General features: G+C 43.0%; 13 protein-coding genes and 2 pseudogenes. 1 reads left to right on the forward strand and 14 read right to left on the reverse strand.

The genetic code is table 11. The features are described 5' to 3' along the window. Position 1: 1 nt before the first annotated feature. From ACLKL2_RS10560 to metA, 4 genes and pseudogenes are all read right to left on the reverse strand, one after another. Positions 2–10231, reverse strand: coding sequence for a hypothetical protein (locus ACLKL2_RS10560; RefSeq protein ID WP_413691583.1), 10230 nt, complete (start codon positions 10229–10231; stop codon positions 2–4). 127 nt (positions 10232–10358) lie between these two features. Next, on the reverse strand, positions 10359–11915 hold the full coding sequence (locus ACLKL2_RS10565; protein WP_413691585.1) for a hypothetical protein: 1557 nt from the start codon (positions 11913–11915) through the stop codon (positions 10359–10361). Positions 11916–12304: 389 nt separating this feature from the next. Further along, positions 12305–15987: pseudogene (gene metH, locus ACLKL2_RS10570) on the reverse strand (methionine synthase). Between the two features lie 909 nt (positions 15988–16896). Beyond that, a pseudogene (metA, locus tag ACLKL2_RS10575) lies at positions 16897–17813 on the reverse strand (homoserine O-succinyltransferase MetA). Positions 17814–18058: 245 nt separating this feature from the next. Between metA and ACLKL2_RS10580 the strand changes: the two are divergent. Then, positions 18059–18544, forward strand: coding sequence for a GNAT family N-acetyltransferase (locus ACLKL2_RS10580; RefSeq protein ID WP_113820429.1), 486 nt, complete (start codon positions 18059–18061; stop codon positions 18542–18544). Positions 18545–18620: 76 nt separating this feature from the next. Here the strand turns inward: ACLKL2_RS10580 and ACLKL2_RS10585 are convergent, their stop codons facing one another. From ACLKL2_RS10585 to gspI, 10 genes are all read right to left on the reverse strand, one after another. Further along, positions 18621–19298: an SCO family protein gene (locus tag ACLKL2_RS10585; RefSeq protein ID WP_413691586.1), complete on the reverse strand. Its 678-nt coding sequence runs from the start codon at positions 19296–19298 to the stop codon at positions 18621–18623. A 52-nt stretch (positions 19299–19350) separates the two neighbouring features. Beyond that, positions 19351–19977, reverse strand: a complete 627-nt coding sequence (gene lexA, locus ACLKL2_RS10590; protein ID WP_113820431.1) for a transcriptional repressor LexA — start codon at positions 19975–19977, stop codon at positions 19351–19353. Between the two features lie 126 nt (positions 19978–20103). Then, positions 20104–20853 carry a type II secretion system protein N gene (locus ACLKL2_RS10595; protein ID WP_113820432.1) on the reverse strand — a complete coding sequence of 250 codons (750 nt, stop codon included), beginning with the start codon at positions 20851–20853 and terminating at the stop codon, positions 20104–20106. Positions 20854–20871: 18 nt separating this feature from the next. Continuing rightward, positions 20872–21351, reverse strand: a complete 480-nt coding sequence (gene gspM, locus ACLKL2_RS10600) for a type II secretion system protein GspM (protein ID WP_113820433.1) — start codon at positions 21349–21351, stop codon at positions 20872–20874. Then, complete coding sequence (gene gspL, locus ACLKL2_RS10605) at positions 21351–22550, reverse strand: type II secretion system protein GspL (RefSeq protein ID WP_413691588.1); 1200 nt, start codon at positions 22548–22550, stop codon at positions 21351–21353. Before gspL ends, gspM begins: the two co-directional genes overlap by 1 nt. Then, positions 22547–23374, reverse strand: coding sequence for a type II secretion system minor pseudopilin GspK (gene gspK / locus ACLKL2_RS10610; RefSeq protein ID WP_413691589.1), 828 nt, complete (start codon positions 23372–23374; stop codon positions 22547–22549). Before gspK ends, gspL begins: the two co-directional genes overlap by 4 nt. Next, the gene (locus ACLKL2_RS10615; RefSeq protein ID WP_413691590.1) at positions 23371–23556 is read right to left on the reverse strand and encodes a hypothetical protein; all 186 of its coding nucleotides are present in this window, start codon (positions 23554–23556) and stop codon (positions 23371–23373) included. Before ACLKL2_RS10615 ends, gspK begins: the two co-directional genes overlap by 4 nt. Next, entirely contained in the window at positions 23556–23825 is a 270-nt protein-coding gene (gene gspJ / locus ACLKL2_RS10620) for a type II secretion system minor pseudopilin GspJ (RefSeq protein ID WP_413691591.1), read from the reverse strand. Before gspJ (ACLKL2_RS10620) ends, ACLKL2_RS10615 begins: the two co-directional genes overlap by 1 nt. Next, a complete protein-coding gene (gene gspJ / locus ACLKL2_RS10625; RefSeq protein ID WP_413691592.1) occupies positions 23746–24195 on the reverse strand; it encodes a type II secretion system minor pseudopilin GspJ in 450 nt (149 codons plus the stop codon). Before gspJ (ACLKL2_RS10625) ends, gspJ (ACLKL2_RS10620) begins: the two co-directional genes overlap by 80 nt. Further along, positions 24182–24541: a type II secretion system minor pseudopilin GspI gene (gene gspI / locus ACLKL2_RS10630; protein ID WP_413694299.1), complete on the reverse strand. Its 360-nt coding sequence runs from the start codon at positions 24539–24541 to the stop codon at positions 24182–24184. Before gspI ends, gspJ (ACLKL2_RS10625) begins: the two co-directional genes overlap by 14 nt.

Raw genomic sequence — 24541 nt, forward strand, 5'->3', positions numbered from 1 at the left:
GTCAGCACCGGCACTGGGTTAACACCACCGTGCCATCAACCAATGCATAGTTCACCGTATCGCTTAAGGTCACCGTCACATCATCGCCATCTTCATCGAAGGTCTCGAAGGTAGCAACGGTCGCACCTTCAACGGCACTGCCGTCATCTTCGGTAAAGTCGTTGCTCACTAAGTTAATTATTTCAGGGGCGTCATTAACAGTCTCAACACTTGGATCAACCGTTACGGTATCACCATCAGTGGCGCCATCATTTGGAATCAGTGTAAATGCTGGTAACTCTTGACCGCTGTTCACTAAGTCGGCACCCGCTTGGGTTAACACAACCGTGCCATCAACCAATGCGTAGTTCACCGTATCGCTTAAGGTCACCGAGACCTCATCGCCATCTTCATCGAAGGTCTCGAAGGTAGCAACAGTCGCGCCTTCAACGGCACTACCATCATCTTCGGTAAAGTCATTGCTCGCTAAGTTAATGATTTCAGGGGCGTCATTAACAGTCTCAACACTTGGGTCAACAGAAACTGTTTCGCCATTTACCGTGCCATCGTTTGGAATAAGTGTAAATGCAGGTAATTCTTGACCGCTGTTCACTAGGTCAGCACCGGCTTGTGTAAGGACAACCGTGCCATCAACTAATGCATAGTTCACGGTATCGCTTAAGGTGACCGTCACCTCATCGCCATCTTCATCGAAGGTCTCGAAGGTAGCAACAGTCGCGCCTTCAACGGCACTACCATCATCTTCGGTAAAGTCGTTGCTCACTAGGTTAATGATTTCAGGAGCATCATTAACAGTCTCAACACTTGGATCAACGCTCACCGTGTCACCGTCAGTGATGCCATCATTCGGAATCAGTGTAAATGCTGGTAGATCTTGTCCACTGTTCACTAGGTCAGCACCGGCTTGGGTTAACACCACCGTGCCATCAACTAATGCATAGTTCACCGTGTCGCTTAAGGTCACCGTCACATCATCGCCATCTTCATCGAAGGTCTCGAAGGTCGCAACAGTCGCGCCTTCAACGGCACTGCCGTCATCTTCAGTGAAGTCGTTGCTCACTAAGTTAATGATTTCAGGGGTATCGTTAACAGTCTCAACACTTGGATCAACACTTACCGCGTCACCATCTACCGTGCCATCGTTTGGAATCAAGGTGAATGCTGGTAGCTCTTGTCCACTGTTCACTAGGTCAGCACCGGCTTGGGTTAGCACAACCGTGCCATCAACTAATGCGTAGTTCACCGTATCGCTTAAAGTCACGGTGACCTCATCGCCATCTTCATCGAAGGTCTCGAAGGTAGCAACAGTCGCGCCTTCAACGGCACTACCGTCATCTTCGGTAAAGTCGTTGCTCACTAGGTTAATGATTTCAGGGGCATCGTTAACAGTCTCAACACTTGGATCAACCGTTACGGTATCACCATCAGTGGTGCCATCATTTGGAATCAGTGTAAATGCTGGTAACTCTTGACCGCTGTTCACTAAGTCGGCACCCGCTTGGGTTAACACCACCGTGCCATCAACCAATGCATAGTTCACCGTATCGCTTAAGGTGACCGTGACCTCATCGCCATCTTCATCGAAGGTATCGAAGGTAGCAACAGTCGCGCCTTCAACGGCACTGCCATCATCCTCAGTAAAGTCGTTGCTCACTAGGTTAATAATTTCAGGGGCATCATTAACAGTCTCAACACTTGGGTCAACAGAAACTGTTTCGCCATTTACCGTGCCATCGTTTGGAATAAGTGTAAATGCTGGTAATTCTTGACCGCTGTTGACCAAGTCAGCACCGGCTTGTGTAAGGACAACCGTGCCATCAACCAATGCGTAGTTCACCGTATCGCTTAAGGCCACCGTCACATCATCGCCATCTTCATCGAAGGTCTCGAAGGTCGCAACGGTCGCGCCTTCAACGGCACTGCCGTCATCTTCGGTAAAGTCGTTGCTCACTAGATTAATGATTTCAGGGGCATCGTTAACAGTCTCAACACTTGGATCAACGCTTACCGCGTCACCATCTACCGTGCCATCATTTGGAATCAGTGTAAATGCTGGTAACTCTTGACCGCTGTTCACTAAGTCGGCACCCGCTTGGGTTAACACCACCGTGCCATCAACCAATGCATAGTTCACCGTATCGCTTAAGGTGACCGTGACCTCATCGCCATCTTCATCGAAGGTATCGAAGGTAGCAACAGTCGCGCCTTCAACGGCACTGCCATCATCCTCAGTAAAGTCGTTGCTCACTAGGTTGATAATTTCAGGGGCATCATTAACAGTCTCAACACTTGGGTCAACAGAAACTGTTTCGCCATTTACCGTGCCATCGTTTGGAATAAGTGTAAATGCTGGTAATTCTTGACCGCTGTTGACCAAGTCAGCACCGGCTTGTGTAAGGACAACCGTGCCATCAACCAATGCGTAGTTCACCGTATCGCTTAAGGCCACCGTCACATCATCGCCATCTTCATCGAAGGTCTCGAAGGTCGCAACGGTCGCGCCTTCAACGGCACTGCCATCATCTTCGGTAAAGTCGTTGCTCACTAGGTTAATGATTTCAGGGGCATCGTTTACTGTGGTGACACTTGGATCAACGCTCACCGTCTCACCGTCAGTGGTGCCATCGTTTGGAATCAGTGTAAATGCAGGTAATTCTTGACCGCTGTTCACTAGGTCAGCACCCGCTTGTGTGAGCACAACCGTGCCATCAACTAATGCGTAGTTCACCGTATCGCTTAAGGTCACCGTGACCTCATCGCCATCTTCATCGAAGGTCTCGAAGGTAGCAACGGTCGCACCTTCAACGGCACTCCCGTCATCTTCGGTAAAGTCGTTGCTCACTAGGTTAATAATTTCTGGGGCGTCGTTTACTGTGGTGACACTTGGATCAACGCTTACCGTCTCACCGTCAGTGGTGCCATCATTCGGAATCAGTGTAAACGCAGGTAATTCCTGACCGCTGTTCACTAGGTCAGCACCGGCTTGGGTTAACACAACCGTGCCATCAACCAATGCATAGTTCACCGTATCGCTTAAGGTCACCGAGACCTCATCGCCATCTTCATCGAAGGTCTCGAAGGTAGCAACAGTCGCGCCTTCAACGGCACTACCGTCATCTTCGGTAAAGTCGTTGCTCACTAGGTTAATGATTTCAGGGGCATCGTTTGCTGTGGTGACACTTGGATCAACCGTTACGGTATCACCATCAGTGCTGCCATCATTTGGGATCAGTGTAAATGCTGGTAGCTCTTGACCGCTGTTCACTAGGTCAGCACCGGCTTGTGTAAGGACAACCGTGCCATCAACCAATGCGTAGTTCACGGTATCGCTTAAGGTGACCGTCACCTCATCGCCATCTTCATCGAAGGTCTCGAAGGTCGCAACGGTCGCGCCTTCAACGGCACTGCCGTCATCTTCGGTAAAGTCATTGCTGACTAGGTTAATGATTTCAGGAGCATCATTAACAGTCTCAACACTTGGATCAACGCTCACCGTGTCACCGTCAGTGATGCCATCATTCGGAATCAGTGTAAATGCTGGTAGATCTTGTCCACTGTTCACTAGGTCAGCACCGGCTTGGGTTAACACCACCGTGCCATCAACTAATGCATAGTTCACCGTGTCGCTTAAGGTCACCGTCACATCATCGCCATCTTCATCGAAGGTCTCGAAGGTCGCAACAGTCGCGCCTTCAACGGCACTGCCGTCATCTTCAGTGAAGTCGTTGCTCACTAAGTTAATGATTTCAGGGGTATCGTTAACAGTCTCAACACTTGGATCAACACTTACCGCGTCACCATCTACCGTGCCATCGTTTGGAATCAAGGTGAATGCTGGTAGCTCTTGTCCACTGTTCACTAGGTCAGCACCGGCTTGGGTTAGCACAACCGTGCCATCAACTAATGCGTAGTTCACCGTATCGCTTAAAGTCACGGTGACCTCATCGCCATCTTCATCGAAGGTCTCGAAGGTAGCAACAGTCGCGCCTTCAACGGCACTACCGTCATCTTCGGTAAAGTCGTTGCTCACTAGGTTAATGATTTCAGGGGCATCGTTTACTGTGGTGACACTTGGATCAACGCTTACCGTCTCACCGTCAGTGGTGCCATCGTTTGGAATCAGTGTAAATGCAGGTAATTCTTGACCGCTGTTCACTAGGTCAGCACCCGCTTGTGTGAGCACAACCGTGCCATCAACTAATGCGTAGTTCACCGTATCGCTTAAGGTCACCGTGACCTCATCGCCATCTTCATCGAAGGTCTCGAAGGTAGCAACGGTCGCACCTTCAACGGCACTCCCGTCATCTTCGGTAAAGTCGTTGCTCACTAGGTTAATAATTTCTGGGGCGTCGTTTACTGTGGTGACACTTGGATCAACGCTTACCGTCTCACCGTCAGTGGTGCCATCATTCGGAATCAGTGTAAACGCAGGTAATTCCTGACCGCTGTTCACTAGGTCAGCACCGGCTTGGGTTAACACAACCGTGCCATCAACCAATGCATAGTTCACCGTATCGCTTAAGGTCACCGAGACCTCATCGCCATCTTCATCGAAGGTCTCGAAGGTAGCAACAGTCGCGCCTTCAACGGCACTACCGTCATCTTCGGTAAAGTCGTTGCTCACTAGGTTAATGATTTCAGGGGCATCGTTTGCTGTGGTGACACTTGGATCAACCGTTACGGTATCACCATCAGTGCTGCCATCATTTGGGATCAGTGTAAATGCTGGTAGCTCTTGACCGCTGTTCACTAGGTCAGCACCGGCTTGTGTAAGGACAACCGTGCCATCAACCAATGCGTAGTTCACGGTATCGCTTAAGGTGACCGTCACCTCATCGCCATCTTCATCGAAGGTCTCGAAGGTCGCAACGGTCGCGCCTTCAACGGCACTGCCGTCATCTTCGGTAAAGTCGTTGCTGACTAGGTTAATGATTTCAGGAGCATCATTAACAGTCTCAACACTTGGATCAACGCTCACCGTGTCACCGTCAGTGATGCCATCATTCGGAATCAGTGTAAATGCTGGTAGATCTTGTCCACTGTTCACTAGGTCAGCACCGGCTTGGGTTAACACCACCGTGCCATCAACTAATGCATAGTTCACCGTGTCGCTTAAGGTCACCGTCACATCATCGCCATCTTCATCGAAGGTCTCGAAGGTCGCAACAGTCGCGCCTTCAACGGCACTGCCGTCATCTTCAGTGAAGTCGTTGCTCACTAAGTTAATGATTTCAGGGGTATCGTTAACAGTCTCAACACTTGGATCAACACTTACCGCGTCACCATCTACCGTGCCATCGTTTGGAATCAAGGTGAATGCTGGTAGCTCTTGTCCACTGTTCACTAGGTCAGCACCGGCTTGGGTTAACACCACCGTGCCATCAACTAATGCATAGTTCACCGTATCGCTTAAGGTGACCGTCACCTCATCGCCATCTTCATCGAAGGTCTCGAAGGTAGCAACAGTCGCGCCTTCAACGGCACTGCCGTCATCTTCGGTAAAGTCATTGCTGACTAGGTTAATGATTTCAGGGGCATCGTTTACTGTAGTGACACTTGGATCAACGCTTACCGTCTCACCGTCAGTGGTGCCATCGTTTGGAACCAATGTAAATGCTGGTAGCTCTTGTCCACTGTTCACTAGATCAGCACCGGCTTGGGTTAACACCACCGTGCCATCAACTAATGCATAGTTCACCGTATCGCTTAAGGTGACCGTCACCTCATCGCCATCTTCATCGAAGGTGTCGAAGGTTGCAACTGTCGCGCCTTCAACGGCACTACCATCATCTTCGGTAAAGTCGTTGCTCACTAGGTTGATAATTTCAGGGGCATCGTTAACAGTCTCAACACTTGGGTCAACAGAAACTGTTTCCCCATTTACCGTGCCATCGTTTGGAACCAAGGTGAAGGCAGGTAACTCTTGTCCACTGTTCACCAAGTCAGCACCCGCTTGGGTTAACACAACCGTGCCATCAACTAATGCATAGTTCACCGTGTCGCTTAAGGTCACCGTCACCTCATCACCATCTTCATCGAAGGTCTCGAAGGTAGCAACAGTCGCGCCTTCAACGGCACTGCCGTCATCTTCAGTGAAGTCGTTGCTTACTAGGTTAATAATTTCAGGGGCATCGTTTACTGTGGTGACACTTGGATCAACGCTCACCGCTTCACCGTCAGTGGTGCCATCATTCGGAATCAGCGTAAATGCTGGTAGCTCTTGACCGCTGTTCACTAGGTCTGCACCGGCTTGGGTTAACACAACCGTGCCATCAACCAATGCGTAGTTCACCGTATCGCTTAAGGTCACCGAGACCTCATCGCCATCTTCATCGAAGGTCTCGAAGGTAGCAACAGTCGCGCCTTCAACGGCACTGCCGTCATCTTCGGTGAAGTCGTTGCTGACTAGGTTAATAATTTCAGGGGCGTCGTTAACAGTCTCAACACTTGGATCAACCGTTACGGTATCGCCATCAGTGTTGCCATCATTTGGGATCAGTGTAAATGCTGGTAGATCTTGTCCACTGTTCACCAAGTCTGCACCGGCTTGGGTTAATACCACAGTGCCATCAACTAATGCGTAGTTCACCGTATCGCTTAAGGTCGCCGTCACCTCATCGCCATCTTCATCGAAGGTGTCGAAGGTTGCAACAGTCGCGCCTTCAACGGCACTGCCGTCATCTTCGGTAAAGTCGTTGCTCACTAGGTTAATAATTTCAGGGGCATCGTTTGCTGTGGTGACACTTGGATCAACGATCACCGTCTCACCATCAGTGGAGCCATCGTTTGGAATCAATGTAAATGCTGGTAACTCTTGACCGCTGTTCACTAGGTCGGCACCCGCTTGTGTGAGCACAACCGTGCCATCAACTAATGCATAGTTCACGGTATCGCTTAAGGTCACCGTCACATCATCGCCATCTTCATCGAAGGTTTCGAAGGTTGCAACTGTCGCGCCTTCAACGGCACTGCCATCATCTTCGATAAAGTCGTTGCTCACTAGGTTAATAATTTCAGGGGCGTCGTTAACAGTCTCAACACTTGGATCAACGATCACCGTCTCACCATCAGTGCTACCATCATTCGGGATCAGTGTAAACGCAGGTAACTCTTGACCACTGTTCACTAGATCAGCACCCGCTTGGGTTAACACCACCGTGCCATCAACTAATGCATAGTTCACCGTGTCGCTTAAGGTCACCGTCACCTCATCGCCATCTTCATCGAAGGTCTCGAAGGTAGCAACAGTCGCGCCTTCAACGGCACTGCCATCATCTTCGGTAAAGTCGTTGCTGACTAGGGTAATGATTTCAGGGACATCGTTAACAGTCTCAACACTTGGATCAACCGTTACCGCGTCACCATCTACCGTGCCATCATTTGGAACCAAGGTGAAGGCAGGTAACTCTTGTCCACTGTTCACCAAGTCAGCACCCGCTTGGGTTAACACAACCGTGCCATCAACTAATGCATAGTTCACCGTGTCGCTTAAGGTCACCGTCACCTCATCGCCATCTTCATCGAAGGTGGCGAAGGTAGCAACGGTCGCGCCTTCAACGGCACTGCCGTCATCTTCGGTAAAGTCATTGCTGACTAGGTTAATGATTTCAGGAGCATCATTAACAGTCTCAACACTTGGATCAACAGAAACTGTTTCCCCATTTACCGTGCCATCGTTTGGAACCAAGGTGAAGGCAGGTAACTCTTGTCCACTGTTCACCAAGTCAGCACCCGCTTGGGTTAACACAACCGTGCCATCAACTAATGCATAGTTCACCGTGTCGCTTAAGGTCACCGTCACCTCATCACCATCTTCATCGAAGGTCTCGAAGGTAGCAACAGTCGCGCCTTCAACGGCACTGCCGTCATCTTCAGTGAAGTCGTTGCTTACTAGGTTAATAATTTTAGGGGCATCGTTTACTGTGGTGACACTTGGATCAACGCTCACCGCGTCACCGTCAGTGGTGCCATCATTCGGAATCAGCGTAAATGCTGGTAGCTCTTGACCGCTGTTCACTAGGTCTGCACCGGCTTGGGTTAACACAACCGTGCCATCAACCAATGCGTAGTTCACCGTATCGCTTAAGGTCACCGAGACCTCATCGCCATCTTCATCGAAGGTCTCGAAGGTAGCAACGGTCGCACCTTCAACGGCACTCCCGTCATCTTCGGTAAAGTCGTTGCTCACTAGGTTAATAATTTCAGGGGCATCGTTAACAGTCTCAACACTTGGATCAACCGTTACGGTATCACCATCAGTGTTGCCATCGTTTGGAATAAGTGTAAATGCAGGTAATTCTTGACCGCTGTTGACCAAGTCAGCACCTGCTTGTGTGAGCACAACCGTGCCATCAACCAATGCATAGTTAGCGGTATCGCTTAAGGTGACCGTCACCTCATCGCCATCTTCATCGAAGGTCTCGAAGGTTGCAACAGTCGCGCCTTCAACGGCACTGCCGTCATCTTCGGTAAAGTCGTTGCTCACTAGGTTAATGATTTCAGGGGCATCGTTAACAGTCTCAACACTTGGATCAACGCTCACCGTCTCACCATCTACCGTGCCATCGTTTGGAACCAATGTAAATGCTGGTAGCTCTTGTCCACTGTTCACTAGGTCTGCACCGGCTTGGGTTAATACAACCGTGCCATCAACCAATGCGTAGTTCACCGTATCGCTTAAGGTCACGGTGACCTCATCGCCATCTTCATCGAAGGTCTCGAAGGTAGCAACTGTCGCGCCTTCAACGGCACTGCCATCATCTTCGGTAAAGTCGTTGCTCACTAGGTTAATGATTTCAGGGGCGTCATTAACAGTCTCAACACTTGGGTCAACAGAAACTGTTTCGCCATCAGTGGAGCCATCGTTTGGAACCAAGGTGAAGGCAGGTAGCTCTTGTCCACTGTTCACTAGGTCAGCACCGGCTTGGGTTAATACCACCGTGCCATCAACCAATGCGTAGTTCACCGTATCGCTTAAGGTGACTGTCACCTCATCACCATCTTCATCGAAGGTGTCGAAGCTTGCTACCTCTGCGCCTTCAACGGCACTGCCATCATCTTCGGTAAAGTCATTGCTTATCAGGTTAATGATTTCAGGGGCATCGTTTACTGTAGTGACACTTGGACCTACTCTAACTGCGCCACCAGCTTTGGTTAAGACCTCGGAGCCATCATTTGGAGTCAAGGTAAATACAGGCAAACCCTGACCGCTGTTCACTAGGTCAGCACCCGCTTGGGTTAACACAACCGAGCCATCAACCAATGCGTAGTTCACCGTATCGCTTAAGGTCACGGTGACCTCATCACCATCTTCATCGAAGGTCTCGAAGGTAGCAACAGTCGCGCCTTCAACGGCACTCCCGTCATCTTCGGTAAAGTCGTTGCTCACTAGGTTGATAATTTCTGGGGCATCATTAACAGTCTCAACACTTGGGTCAACAGAAACTGTTTCTCCATCGGTGGTGCCATCATTTGGAATCAGTGTAAATGCTGGTAGCTCTTGACCGCTATTTACTAGGTCAGCACCCGCTTGGGTTAACACAACCGTGCCATCCACAATCTCGTAATTGACTGTGTCACTTAACGTAACAGTAACGTCATCACCTTCTTCATCAGAGGTTTCGAACGTAGCAACCACAGCGCCTTCAACGGCACTGCCATTATCTTCAACAAAATCATTGATGACGAGATTAGTAATTTCAGGCGCATCATTAGAAGTGGTAACACTAGGCTCAACTGAAACGGCTTCACCATTTGTGCTATCGTCACTTGGAATTAATGTGAAGGCAGGTAGCTCTTGACCGCTGTTAACCAGTGCTGCGCCCGCTTCTGTGAGCACAACTGTGCCATCCACAATCTCATAATTGACTGTGTCACTTAACGTAACAGTAACGTCATCACCTTCTTCATCAGAGGTTTCGAACGTAGCAACCACAGCGCCTTCAACGGCACTGCCATTATCTTCAACAAAATCATTGATGACGAGATTAGTAATTTCAGGCGCATCATTAGAAGTAGTAACACTAGGCTCAACTGAAACGGCTTTACCATCTGTGCTGTCGTCACTTGGAATTAATGTAAAAGCAGGTAGCTCTTGACCGCTGTTAACCAGTGCTGCGCCCGCTTCTGTAAGCACAACTGTACCATCCACAATCTCGTAATTGACTGTGTCACTTAACGTAACAGTAACGTCATCACCTTCTTCATCAGAGGTTTCGAACGTAGCAACCACAGCGCCTTCAGCAGCACTGCCATCATCTTCAGTAAAGTCGTTGTTACTAGTAATGGTTAGCTCTGGGGCATCATTTGCCGTGGTAACACCAGGCTCAACTGAAACGGCTTCACCGTCTGTACTATCGTCACTTGGAATTAATGTAAAAGCAGGTGAGATCTTCGCCGCTGTTAACCAGTGCTACGCCCGCTTCTGTGAGCACAACTGTGCCATCCACAATCTCATAATTGACTGTGTCACTCAACGTAACAGTAACGTCATCACCTTCTTCATCAGAGGTTTCGAACGTAGCAACCACAGCACCTTCAACGGCACTGCCATCATCTTCGGTAAAGTCATTGTTACTAGTAATGATTAGCTCTGGTGCATCATTTGCCGTGGTAACACTAGGCTCAACTGAAACGGCTTCACCATTTGTGCTATCGTCACTTGGAATTAATGTGAAGGCAGGTAGCTCTTGACCGCTGTTAACCAGTGCGGCACCCGCTTCTGTAAGTACAACTGTGCCATCCACAATCTCGTAATTAACTGTGTCGCTTAATGTAACAGTGACATCATCACCGTCTTCATCAAAAGTGTCGAACGTAGCAACAACAGCTCCTTCAACGGCACTGCCATCATCTTCGGTAAAGTCATTTGAGCTTGTAACAGTAAGAGTAGGAATATCGTTAACAGTTGTGACATTAGGGTCATCACTAACGGCTTCGCCATCTGTTACACCGTCACTTGGAATTAATGTATAAGCGGGTAAGTCTTCACCACTATTAATTAGTGCTGCGCCTGCTTCAGTCAATACAACCGTATTACCAACAATTTCATAATTAACAGTGTCACTTAAGGTCACTGTTACCGTATCGCCTTCTTCATCACTGGTTTCAAATGTAGAAACCACTGCCCCTTCAACAACACTACTATCATCTTCGGTAAAGTCATTTGAACTTGTGATTGTTAAACTAGGAGCATCGTTTACAGCGGTTACACTTGGCTCAACAGATACAGCTTCGCCATCTGTTACACCATCAGTCGGAGTTAAAGTATATGCAGGTAAATCTTCACCACTATTAACTAATGCTGCACCAGCTTCAGTTAATACAATGGTATCACCCACAATTTCATAATTAACAGTATCACTTAAAACTACTGTTACCTCGTCACCATCTTCATCAGTTGTTTCAAAGGTAGCAACGGTCGCTCCTGTAACGGCACTTCCATCATCTTCAGTGAAGTCATTAACACTAGTTACTGTTAAAGTAGGAGGTGTGTTAATTGCTGTCGCATTTGCGTTTTCATCGGTAAAGATTGTCGACTCTACATCATCATTAAAACCTGCAGTTTCAAAGTCAGTCGTCGCTATAGTCTCTTCGGCGTATCGATCAAAATCGACGAGTGTAAAACCGCCAGCAGATTCTTCACCCGCAGCAGTTTCAACATCTAAATCTAATACTTCTTCACCTAGCGCAAGTATTGTTTCAAGATCATTGATATCAATTTCAATATTCTCTTCACTTTCACTAGTAGTTACATCATTTTCTAGATCAGCTTCTAAGGGTTCACTTTCTGTCAACTCAGGTAACTGTGGATCAAGTACCTCTACTGATTGGTTTAGTTTTCCTTCCGTTTGAGTTGACTGTTCCGTAGCTGACTCAATATCGGTTTCATTAACTGATTTATTTTGTTCGTCCATTATGATTTTCCCACTTTAAACTTTAATGATTATGTACGGCATACCGAGGAATAGGATCAATAATCAAATTTTAAATTTACACCACTAAAGTAATAACAATAGTCAAATATACTTCAATAGTAAATTTGATTATTCGTTAATCTTTAACTTAAACACAAAAACGCTCATATATATTGATTAACAACATCAGACAACAATAAGCAGAGCTAATTGGTGTGATATAGAAAGTGAAGTAAATTGACAAAAAATAGACATAATTACAACAATAAGTAAGTATATTACTGTTGTAATTAGCATTATAAATTTAGAAAGGTGACTAGTTCCTAGAGTCATTTTTTAATACAAAAAAATGACCCAAAGGCCATTTTTCTGAATTAAATCACATATTATTAATTGATGTTAGGTCCTAACCATCGCTCTGCTGTTTGCATATCCCAACCTTTACGTTGCGCATAATCTTCTACTTGGTCTTGCTGAATACCAGCAATAGCAAAGTAACGACTTCCAGGATGAGAGAAAATCCAGCCCGATACTGCGGCACCTGGATACATGGCATAACTTGATGTTAACTGCATACCAATCTTTTGTTCTACATTCATCAAATCCCAAATAACTGCTTTTTCACTATGTTCAGGACAAGCAGGGTAACCGAGAGCTGGACGAATACCTTGATATTTTTCACGAATTAAATCGTCATTATCTAGTGTTTCATCTGCGGCAAAGCCCCAATACTCTTTACGCGTTTTTTGGTGTAGATACTCAGCAAAAGCTTCTGCTAAACGATCACATACAGCTTGCACTAAGATGGCATTATAGTCATCATTTTCAGCTTTATAACGATCTGCGACTTCTCGCTCACCAATCCCGCCTGTTACCGCAAAGGCTGCAATATAATCAGCCACACCCGTTGATTTAGGAGCAACATAATCCGCTAATGAATGGTTAACAAACGGTGCTTTTTTCTCTGTTTGTTGACGTAATTGATTACTCACTTGCAATACAGTTGAACGTGTTTCATCACTGTAGATTTCAATATCGTCGCCAACACTGTTCGCAGGAAAATCCCTACTATACCTGATGCACTGATTTCTCCAGCGGCTTCCACTGTATCTAACATTTTTAATGCATCAGCAAATAAGCGTGTTGCCTCTTCACCAACAACCTCATCTTTTAATATACGCGGGTATTTACCTGCTAATCCCCAAGTCATAAAGAATGGAGTCCAGTCAATATATTCGCGTAAGACATTGATCGACATATTTTTAATCACTTGCACGCCTAACTGATTAGGCACTTTAGGTTGATAATTAACCCAATCAAGTTTAGCTGCATTAGCACGCGCTTGTGCCAATCCAATGGGTGCACTGCGAGGACGCTTATTCGCATGTTGTTCTCGTACACGTTGATAATCTTGATTTAACTTTTCAACAAACTCAGGTTTATTTTTTGGACTTAATAGCTTTTGACAAACACCTACAGCACGAGAAGCATTAGAGACATAAACGACCGGTTCATCGTAATTTTGTTCTATTTTAACCGCAGTATGTGCTTTAGAGGTTGTTGCACCACCAATCAATAACGGCAATTTAAGGCCTTGACGTTGCATCTCTTTAGCAACATATACCATCTCATCTAAAGACGGTGTTATAAGACCAGACAAACCAATTAGATCAGCCTTTTCAGCAATCGCGGTTTTAATAATAGTTTCAGTCGGTACCATTACACCCAGGTCAACGATCTCATAGTTATTACATTGTAAAATAACCCCTACAATGTTTTTACCAATATCATGAACATCACCTTTTACAGTCGCCATCACCACTTTACCATTGGTTGCTCCAACCGCTTTAGTGGCTTCAATAAATGGGTTTAAATAAGCAACCGCTTGTTTCATAACACGCGCTGATTTAACCACTTGTGGTAAAAACATTTTACCTTCGCCGAATAAATCACCGACGATATTCATGCCATCCATTAAAGGCCCTTCAATCACTTCAATAGGCATATCAACGGCTTGACGGGCTAATTCGGTATCTTCTTCAATAAACTCAGTGATACCTTTAACTAACGCATGGGCAATACGTTCATTCACTGGCAGGTTTCGCCATTCAAGGGCTTTACCGTCATCGACTTTTACTGCACCATCACCACGGTATTTTTCAGCAATATCCAGTAATGCATCAGTGGCGTTAGGATTACGATTTAATACCACGTCTTCCACTGCATCTTTTAATTCTTTTGGAATATCGTCATAAATGGCTAGTTGGGCCGCATTAACAATCCCCATGTCCATACCATTTTGAAAACAGTAATACAGGAATACTGCATGGATCGCTTCACGTACTGGGTTATTACCACGGAAGGAGAAAGATACATTAGAAACACCACCAGAAATCATCGCATGTGGTAGGTTATCTTTAATGTCTTTTACCGCGTCAATAAAATCAACGGCATAGTTATTATGTTCTTCAATACCAGTTGCAACGGCAAAAATATTAGGGTCAAAGATAATATCTTCAGGTGGAAAGCCTACTTGGTTAACCAAAATATCGTATGAACGTTCACATATTTCATATTTACGTTCACGTGTATCAGCCTGACCAACTTCATCAAAGGCCATGACAATCACAGCAAAACCGTAACGACGAATTAGTTTGGCTTGATGGATAAAATTATCAATCCCCTCTTTCATACTGATAGAGTTAACAATACCTTTACCTTGTACGCACTTAAGGCCTTCTTCTAAAATTTCCCATTTAGAAGAATCTACCATAATCGGCACGCGCGAAATATCAGGTTCAGAGGCACATAGGTTTAAGAAACGTTTCATGGCAAATAATGAATCAAGCATCGCTTCATCCATATTGATATCAATAATATCAGCGCCAGCTTCCACTTGATGCAATGCAACCTCAAGGGCTTCATCGTATAACTCATCTTTAATTAAACGTTTAAAACGTGCCGAACCCGTTACGTTAGTACGTTCACCAACGTTTTGGAAAAGAGAATCAGCTCGTATTGTTAATGCTTCTAAACCACTTAAACGACAGGCTACTTCTATTTCAGGTAACTCACGTGGTTTAACGCCAGCAACGGCATCAGCCATCGCTTTAATATGTGCAGGCGTAGTACCACAACAACCACCCACTAAATTAAGGAAACCACTTTCAGCCCACTCTTTTATATAGGTCGCCATTTCATCGGCTTCTAAATCATATTCACCAAAAGCATTAGGTAAACCGGCATTGGGATGAGCAGACACATACGTTTCTGAAATACGTGACATCTCTTGCACATATTGACGTAACTCATCAGGACCTAAAGCACAGTTCAAACCAAAGGTTAATGGTTCTGCATGACGTAATGAGTTGTAAAATGCTTCTGTAGTTTGGCCCGATAAAGTACGACCCGATGCATCGGTGATAGTCCCTGAAATCATCACTGGCAATTTATAACCTAGCTCTTCAAATACGGTTTCTACCGCAAAAACGGCAGCTTTGGCGTTTAACGTATCAAAGATAGTTTCAATCAGGATTAAATCACTTCCGCCTTTAATCAATGCTTTGGTAGATTCGATGTAAGCTGTGACTAACTCATCAAAGGTAACGTTACGAAAAGCAGGATCGTTCACATCAGGAGAAATAGAACAAGTACGGTTAGTTGGGCCTAAAACACCTGCAACAAAACGTGGACGGTCAGGCGTTTCATCGGTTTTTTCATCGGCAACACGACGCGCAATACGCGCAGCTTCATAGTTAATTTCAGCAGAGATAGATTGCATATCGTAATCTGCCATGGCGATGGTCGTTGCATTGAAAGTATTAGTTTCTAGGATATCAGCGCCAGCATCTAAGTACTCACGATGAATATTAGCAATCACTTCAGGTTGTGTGATCACCAATAAATCATTATTACCTTTTAAGTCACAGCTCCATTCTTTAAAGCGTTCGCCGCGAAAATCAGCTTCTTCAAATTTCTGATCCTGGATCATGGTGCCCATGCCACCATCTATCAGAAGAATATGTTTTTCTAATTGCGCTTTTATCATCGCACTACGATCACTTACCGACATAGAGTTCCCTGTTTCTTTTATTCTGAATAAAAAATGAGTGAAAATAATAGCATAGAAGTTGAGCTCATAATCTTTTAAAGGCATTTCTATCTTGAAATATTCTGTTATAAATTATGAATTTTTTGATAGTTGTTTGCTGATAAAGGTCAATTACACAGATAAAAAGTGAAGAATATTCATTTTGATGGTGCTGTAATAACAATTACATTAAATAATGTTTTCTAAATTTTACGCAGGAAAAGAACTGAGTTATTCGATGTAATTTTAACAAGTAAAATAGATAAGTTAGTTAGCATGATTAGTATAAGGAAAGGCAAATATAAAAAAAGCGAGCCATTACGATAGCTCGCTTTTGAATAATTTTTTTAAGTAGTAAAGAACGTGTATGACTGTGAGTTTACCAATCACAATCTATATTAAAAGCAAATATGAACGGTGCCCGTTGGCAATGCGTTTGCTAAATAATGAAACGCCTAGTGTTGATATTCGCTTTTAAAAAAACCAAAAAACTAATAATAATCAAACCTCCAGTGTCAATGAGTACAACCGGTATCAATCATATAAAAATCAACTTGAATGCTCTTTGAGCAAGTGAGTCCTTAAATTAACAACTCAGTAATAGTTGATTGCTTATAAACCGGTACGCGTAATAATTAAAAATAACTGTACCTCCATAATCTCTTGATTAAATTATAAAAATTTATTTTATTAACGTCTTTAGAAAGTCCATTACAAACAACAAACTCTCTCTAGGAACCTGTTTTTGTAACAACGATTGTTATCACAAGAGTAAATGTAACTGTTAACTCCCTTACTCATAAATAAGTATAGGAAGGGTTTTCAATTTAGCTAGTATTTTTAATAAATAAATTTAAAAAATTTTTTTAAGTAAGCTTTATAACCCTATCACTACGTTAAATCTGTTAGGTCATATGGCGTTACCTGATAAACACAATAGTTTAGCCAGTTACTATATAAGAGGTTGCCATGACTACGCCAAATCGCTCTTGGCGGTTGGTTTGCATCATCTTGCGGATAATAATTTATCGGCAATTCAGGCTCTAAATCTTCTTCTAAATCTCGCAAGTACTCATTATGTAAAGTACTCGCATCATATTCAGGATGACCCGTAATATACACTTGACGACAATCTGGGCTAGCAGCTAAATACACACCCGCTTCTTTTTCATCTGCAAAAACCGTTAGGTCGGTTTTTTCTTGAATTTCAGCGCTATCAAACTCAGCATAACGTGACAAAGGAGCCCAAAACTCATCATCAAAACCACGTACTAAAGGATGTTGATGGTGATGTGTTTTATGTGGATAAATGCCTGATAATTTATCATCGCGTGTCACTTTATCCAGGTCATAAAATATTTTTAACGCCGCTTGTGCCGCCCAACATAAAAATAATGTTGAGGTAACATTGTGGCGAGACCACTCAACAATTTCAGTAAACTTTTCCCAGTAGTAAACATTTTCAAAGGGGATAGTACCTAGAGGTGCGCCAGTAATAATAAAACCATCCCATTTTTGTTCTTTAAGGCGCTCAAAGTCGCCGTAAAACTTATCTAAATGTTTTTGAGGCGTATTACGGCTAGCGCGTGCATCTACACGCAATAACTCAATATCAACTTGCAAAGGTGTATTAGACAACAAACGCATCAATTGTGTTTCTGTTTCAATTTTTTCGGCATTAAGTTCAAAATTAATACACGTAGCGGACGGATATTTTGGTGACTTGCGCGTGTCTCGGACATCGTAAAGATGTTCTCAGATTTTAAAATACTCGATGCAGGTAAATCGTCTGGAATACGAATTGGCATATTAGTTTCCTCTACAAATAAACGTTTAGATGTCTAGAAGTCTAACATCATAATTAAATTTAAACATCATTAATTGTGGTTTCTGAACATTTCATATCATCAGTATTTCAACTTTAATCGTATAAAGCGATGCGATGAGTATGATGTGCACCGCATCACCTCCCTTTATTGATCGACTATTCTAGTATCTACCTAATGCTTTCGTTAGACTGCCTACATCAATCAATAATATGAAAGGAATGACTATGCTAGAAACTAAAACGCTTATTGCAGACTTAAACAACCCTCAACATGCTAAAGCATATCTTAGTTTGATGTCTCACTATGCTAGTGATCCTATGGGTGGCGGTAAAGATATTAGTGACTACGCTAAACAAAATTTAGTGCCTAGTTTAATGAAACGTACAGATGTGTTTATTGTATTGATTTTTGATGGCGAGACACCTGCTGCTTTATTAACAGCTATTGAAGGCTTTTCTACTTTTGCTTGTAAACCACTGTTTAATATTCATGATGTAGTGGTTCATTCTGATTATAGAGGCAATGGATTAACCAAACATTTATTTGAACGAATTGAAGAGTTAGCGAAGTTTCGTGAGTGTTGTAAAATAACCTTAGAAGTATTAAGTGGTAATGAAGTAGCTTGTAAAGCTTACGAGGCACTAGGCTTTTCAGATTACCAATTAGATCCAGAGTATGGCAGCGCATTATTTTGGACAAAATCGCTATAAATCCCGACAGGTAACCATTAGCGAATGTTAATGGTTACTGGTTACTGGTTACTGGTTACTGGTTATAAAACAGTTATTAAATTGTTTTACCTTGTTGATAACTCGCTTGAATCTTTTTAATGTCTTCCACCATTAAGTCCATATCAACCTGATTAATCCCCTGCTCATTACGCACTGATTTAAAGGTAGCGTGAAACTCTCCTTCAGGATTTATCAGCACAATAGAAGCACTGTGATCAACTAAGTAATACTGCTCTTGCTCACTCTCTTCAACAATACTGTAGATTAATCCAAGTTGCGTAACAAAAGGCCATAACTGTTTATGTGTGCCTGTGACACCAATAAAATTAGGGTTAAAGTAATTCACATAATCGGCTAGTTGCTCAGCTTTATCGCGGTTGGGATCAACTGATACAAACACCACTTGGGTAGTGTTATCTGGATCATTGGGTAGCAATGGATAAACGCGATCTAGGTTAGCTAAAGTTGTTGGGCAAACATCAGGGCAAAAAGTATAACCAACAAAAAACAACGTCCATTTTCCTTTTAAAGAAGCATTTGTAAAGGCTACTTTCCCAGCTTTTTGAAAGGCAAAATCAGGTAAAACAGGGTGAGACTGATTTAAGACTAAGGCTTTATTGTCAGTGACAAAAGGTAGGCGACTACTTGTATTTAAAGCGCTTGCTTGTAACACTCCGAATAACAAACAAAACCCCATCATGATACAAGTAAATACAATAATTAAAGGTTTCATTTGTTCTCTCTTTTAACAATTTATACCACCAACTTTAAGGTGATTTTTATAGTTACATCCAATCTGCAGTTCTAATAACCCCTACAGCAATACCTTCAATATCAAAAGCTTGGTATTCTAAGTCCACTTTAATCGGGTCAAACAAGTTATTTTCTGCTTTTAAGGTCACTTGCTTTCCATCACGATAAAAACGTTTTACGGTGACATCTTCTTCAACGCGTGCAACAACTACTTGGCCATTATTGATATTTTGAGTTTTATGTACCGCTAATAGATCGCCATCCATAATACCAATATCTTTCATACTTTCACCTTGTACACGTAATAGAAAATCCGCTGTTGGGTGAAATAATGAAGGATCTACATCGTAATGGGTTTCAACATGTTCTTGTGCCAATATAGGCTCACCAGCAGCGACTTTACCAATTAATGGTAAACCTTCCACTACTACTTCATTATCTTTGTGCTCAGTCACAACACGAATACCACGAGAAGTACCCGATAAGATTTCAATCGCACCTTTACGTGCCAGTGCTTTTAAATGCTCTTCAGCAGCATTCGCACTTTTAAAACCAAGAATCTTTGCCAGTTCCACGCGCGTTGGTGGCATACCCGTCTTAGCTATTTGATCTTTAATTACATCTAAAACTTCGCCTTGGCGTTTAGTTAGCTCTTTCATTAGGATCTCCACGCATTAATAAACTGTAAACATACACAGTGTATATTCATACATGGTTAAATACCAGCTATCACGTTATTTTTATTCAACGACTAAGGTTATCTGCAAAAACACGCTTAAATCAAACTACAGTTGGCCACTAAAAGTCACTGTGGTTGCACCACTGGCATTTTTAGGACCAATCCAATTAAGAGACTTAGCTACCGAAGGCGCTAATTTATCGGTTCCCTGAATTTCTCCATTTAGCTTATAAACACCTGCCTCGCTTAAGGTAATATCTAATGCAGTTGTTAATTCATCAGACTGTTGATTAACAAAAGCGGTTATATCGCCGTCATCACAACCTAGCTCAACTGTTGGAGAATCAAGGTTTACTCTGCCTAACTGGCTATTAACAACGGCATTCTGCCACAACACATTACCTTGCAGTTGTTGACAATAAGGCTGACCTTGCACAACTTCTTTAATCACAGCAGATAAGTTACCTTCAAGTTTCACTGGTAAACGCATCGGCAATAATGTCAGCAGCTCTTTTGCAGTTAGGTCTAAGATGACATTGCTTGCTTTGGTACCCGATAGACCATAACTAACAAAACCTTTGCCAGACATAGCATCAGGGCCGTTATAAAAAGAGACATCACCAGCTAGATTTAATGTTAATAAATCCATTACACTAACGTTCCATTTAACGTTATCGAAGCTTAATTTTCGATTTACTTCTACTTCTTGTGCTTGTCCTTGCCAGATCGTGCCACTGACATTTTTTATCTTAAGGCCATTTAATGGGATCCAACCCACTACTAAAGCAGCAGGTAATTTAATAATTAAAGTCGCGAGATAAACTAAGACGACTAAAATGGCGATTTTGATTTTCATTGACTGCCTTTAATTTTATTAATAACTTAATGTTAAACGGTTAATTTTTACTAAACCTTGCACTTTGTCTTGGCTTAAATCGGCACTATTAATTTTCACTTTATGCTGATTTTGTAGGCTAGTTATCCAATCAATAAACTGGTTAAATTCAATTTGATTTATCCAGACATCCACTGTGTCGTTACGACTTTGAATACGCGTTATATTAATTTGGTTACGTTTAGCACTGCTATTGATGAGTTGTGACAATGTTTGTCTTTTACCTGTGTCTTGATTAACTCCACCAGCACTGATCACTTTATTAGCATTCACTTTCACCCATTCTAAGCTTTGTTGTGCGTTCTTAAGTTGTTGTTCGCTGGCCGCTAAGTTGTTCGCTAAGGGTTGCCACACAATAAAGTAGATAAAAGCAATAAACAGAATAACCGCAGAAATAAAGGTAAGTTGTTGCTCTCTTTGGCTAATGCTTTCCCACCAATCTTTAATTTGTTCAAACATTATTTAACCCTCACAGTCACTGTACCCGCGATACGATCTGCATTATTACCTAACGTTCCCTGCTCAAAATTATAACGAGATGGTACATTAGCAGCGAATTGCTCAAAGGCTTGGAAACTATTTGCACTGATTGTTAAGCTCAGCTCTTGATTTCTACTGGTGTATTTTAAGTTGGAAATATTGATACTTGGTACCGCTTTTAAAGCAGGCAGTAGGTCATTTAAAATAATCAATAGGCCTGTCTCTTCTTGATCAATATTAGTGCTTGCTAAGAGAGTTTTTAATCGCTTTTTAATACGGCTGTATCTTAATCGACCTTGTTCAGGGAAAGCAGCTTGGTAAACATCTTCTACCTGTGATTTAACCACTAAGGTTTGCTGTTCAGTCTGCTCTATTTTCACAAATAGATTAACCACTAATACTACAAATAATATCCCGGCAGCAACCGCTACCCCTTTCCATTTATGTAGCTGTAAGTGGTTTTCTTTATGTACTGCAAATTCACCCGTTAATAAGTTGGACTGATTATGAATGGCGCCTTCACTTAACAGCTGCATAGGCAATACAGGCGATGCTGCGACCCATTGTCCTACTGGAATATCAGGCAGAGGGCTATAGCTTTGAATCACTTGTTGTGTATTTTGTTGTAAACGTAAGGCAAGTACATCGGCAAGCATTTCATCTTCACAACTCCAAGCACGGAAAGCACTTTCTCGAATCAACCATTGCTTGCCTTGTTGTAAAGCTTGCCATTGTGTTTCATCTGCGGATGGTAATGCTAGCGCTTCAGGAATTAAACGCTGACAGAATATTTCAGCGGCCTCTAACCAATCTAACCAAAGTTGCACTTTAGATTTAAAACAGATAGCCACTTCAATTTGATCGACTTTTTTAGACAACACAGAAAAATGTAATTTATCTACATCACTGGCTAACTCATCCTCAAGCATATAAGGTAAGGCTTGTTGTAGTTGACGTGTAAAGTTGCCCTTAATCGCTACCGACTTTAAGGTAATATCAACACTCGGCGCTAAACAAATGACTTTACGTGTTTGTGCTTTTTCAGTTAATAAGGTTAAGGCTTCTGCATTATCTAATTCGCCAGAAGCAATAATTTCTTGTTCTTTCTCAGACCATATTAACCAATGAATTGTCTGATGTGCTTCACTTGCTAGGCGAATAATTAATTGTTCACTCACTGAGCCTCTCCAGCGCCAACCAACTCATCTATCCCTGCATATTGGAATCGAATCTCGGTGGCTTCTTCACTCTCTATATTAAATAATAGCTTTAATACTATTACACGTTGGTCAAATTCTGCTGCACCATAAAATTGAAAATAATCACTGGTGACACTTAATTGCGCTTGTTCTTCATCAGAAATTGACTCTCCATCCAATAAATCTTCAGATAAGAACTCCTCTACCGATTCCCAACCACTGGTAGGTCTATCATCAATAAGCTCTTCAAAATCTTCCACACTAAAATCTAAATCTTCTGAAAACAGCGAATATAATAAAGCTGCTTTATCTTGCCTGACCGTATTCACATTAATCAACTGTTCAGAGGTGGGTAATGCACATAAGTAATCTTTAATGTTTTCGTAAATTTCCGCTGTGACACCTTGCACAGAACGTAACTCTGAAATATCGACCATTAAGTTGTTTGCGGTTAAATGTGGTACTTGCAAAGATTCGTAATAACGATCTTCAGCCCCTTCTGATTCATCTGCTGAATCATCGCTATCAACCCAATCTCGCGCAGATTCAACAATCGTATCTGCGGTACCTTCTTCTACATCTAACTCTTCTAACAAACGTTTTAATTGGCTAACCGCTAATGGTTCTTCATCTTCATCATCGTCTTCCTGAGTTGCTAATGCATTGACATTAAAGCAACTTCTGAAGTCCACCATATTACCGGTGATTTGACCTTCATCCACGGGAAACACTAAATCTGGCGTTGCCCAAGTTTGATTTAAGCTCACAATATCACTGTCTTCAAAATCATCTTCTAAAATCATTCGGCTGAATTCAACCGTAGCTTGCCCGTACCAATAAATTTTGTCTGAGTAATTAACTCCTCAGTGCGCAATAAACTAGAGGTCATTCTACCCGTCATGGTAGAAGCAACCGTCACCATGATCGCTAAGATCATTAGTACTGTGATTAATGCGATGCCCTGTTGTTTATACGGCACTGACATTAATCTCCGACCTCACTAGCCGCTAAGATAAATACCCGTCTTAGCTCGCCATAATGTTTACTGTTGATGGTGATCTCAATCCCCGTTGGTAATTCAGAGTTGGATGACCATGTTGTTACCCAGGTATCATCCCAAAAACGAAAAGATAACCCTTCCACATCATTTAAAATAACTTGTTGTTCAGGCTCTTCACCGGAAATAGTATCCGGATGTAAATAATATAAACGTTGTAACTGGCCATCTTGAACACGATAACCAACACGTAACACATTGAGATCGAGGTAATAAATTAAGTGGGTTAAACCAGCCTAAACGATTAAACTCAATCCCTTCATATTCAGAATCTAGGATTCCATCTCCAGCATATAAAACTTGTAAATCTTCGTCGTCAGTCCCTTCGGTACGCGATGTTCTAGCAACCATTTGCACAAAATCCCGCTCTATCAACAACATGCCGCGTTGGATCTCTTTTAAGTTTTGATCATGTTCACGACTTATTTCACCGCTACGTAATACACCTTGCAATATCTGATAAGCAGCAAAGCTGAGCATGGCAAAAATAGCAATGGCGACCAGGATTTCAACTAAGGTGAAACCTTGATTTTTTGAGATACGCTGACCTTGTTTATTGTGCAACATAAGTCCTTATATACCCCAATGCTTGACCATCTTTTGTATCACTCACTTCAACATCTAATGCTCTAAAACTATTATTGCTGGTTTTCACACCTTTGTAGCGTAAATACCATGTTACACCAGCAAACTCGACCTCTTCTTCTTCCCAGTTTAAACCAGGCCACTCTTCCTCTATTTTTAGTTCAGCAAGGCGATTACTAGCAATCCAGGTGGCAAAGGTTTTTTGTTGTAAATAGTCCTGATTACGTAAGGATTCAGAAGCTGCCTGCATTACAGCTAACCCTGCAGTCGCTAAAATAACCAAGGCTAACATCACCTCTAATAAGGTCATGCCCGCTTGCTGTTGAAT

Source organism: Psychromonas sp. KJ10-2 (assembly GCF_047323255.1).
Lineage (GTDB): Bacteria > Pseudomonadota > Gammaproteobacteria > Enterobacterales > Psychromonadaceae > Psychromonas.

Coding starts and splice junctions, on each gene's coding strand:
- ACLKL2_RS10565 (WP_413691585.1), bottom strand. CDS start 11,915: ATGGACGAACAAAATAAATCAGTTAATGAAACCGATATTGAGTCAGCT.
- ACLKL2_RS10580 (WP_113820429.1), top strand. CDS start 18,059: ATGCTAGAAACTAAAACGCTTATTGCAGACTTAAACAACCCTCAACAT.
- ACLKL2_RS10585 (WP_413691586.1), bottom strand. CDS start 19,298: ATGAAACCTTTAATTATTGTATTTACTTGTATCATGATGGGGTTTTGT.
- lexA (WP_113820431.1), bottom strand. CDS start 19,977: ATGAAAGAGCTAACTAAACGCCAAGGCGAAGTTTTAGATGTAATTAAA.
- ACLKL2_RS10595 (WP_113820432.1), bottom strand. CDS start 20,853: ATGAAAATCAAAATCGCCATTTTAGTCGTCTTAGTTTATCTCGCGACT.
- gspM (WP_113820433.1), bottom strand. CDS start 21,351: ATGTTTGAACAAATTAAAGATTGGTGGGAAAGCATTAGCCAAAGAGAG.
- gspK (WP_413691589.1), bottom strand. CDS start 23,374: ATGATTTTAGAAGATGATTTTGAAGACAGTGATATTGTGAGCTTAAAT.
- ACLKL2_RS10615 (WP_413691590.1), bottom strand. CDS start 23,556: ATGTCAGTGCCGTATAAACAACAGGGCATCGCATTAATCACAGTACTA.
- gspJ (WP_413691592.1), bottom strand. CDS start 24,195: ATGTTGCACAATAAACAAGGTCAGCGTATCTCAAAAAATCAAGGTTTC.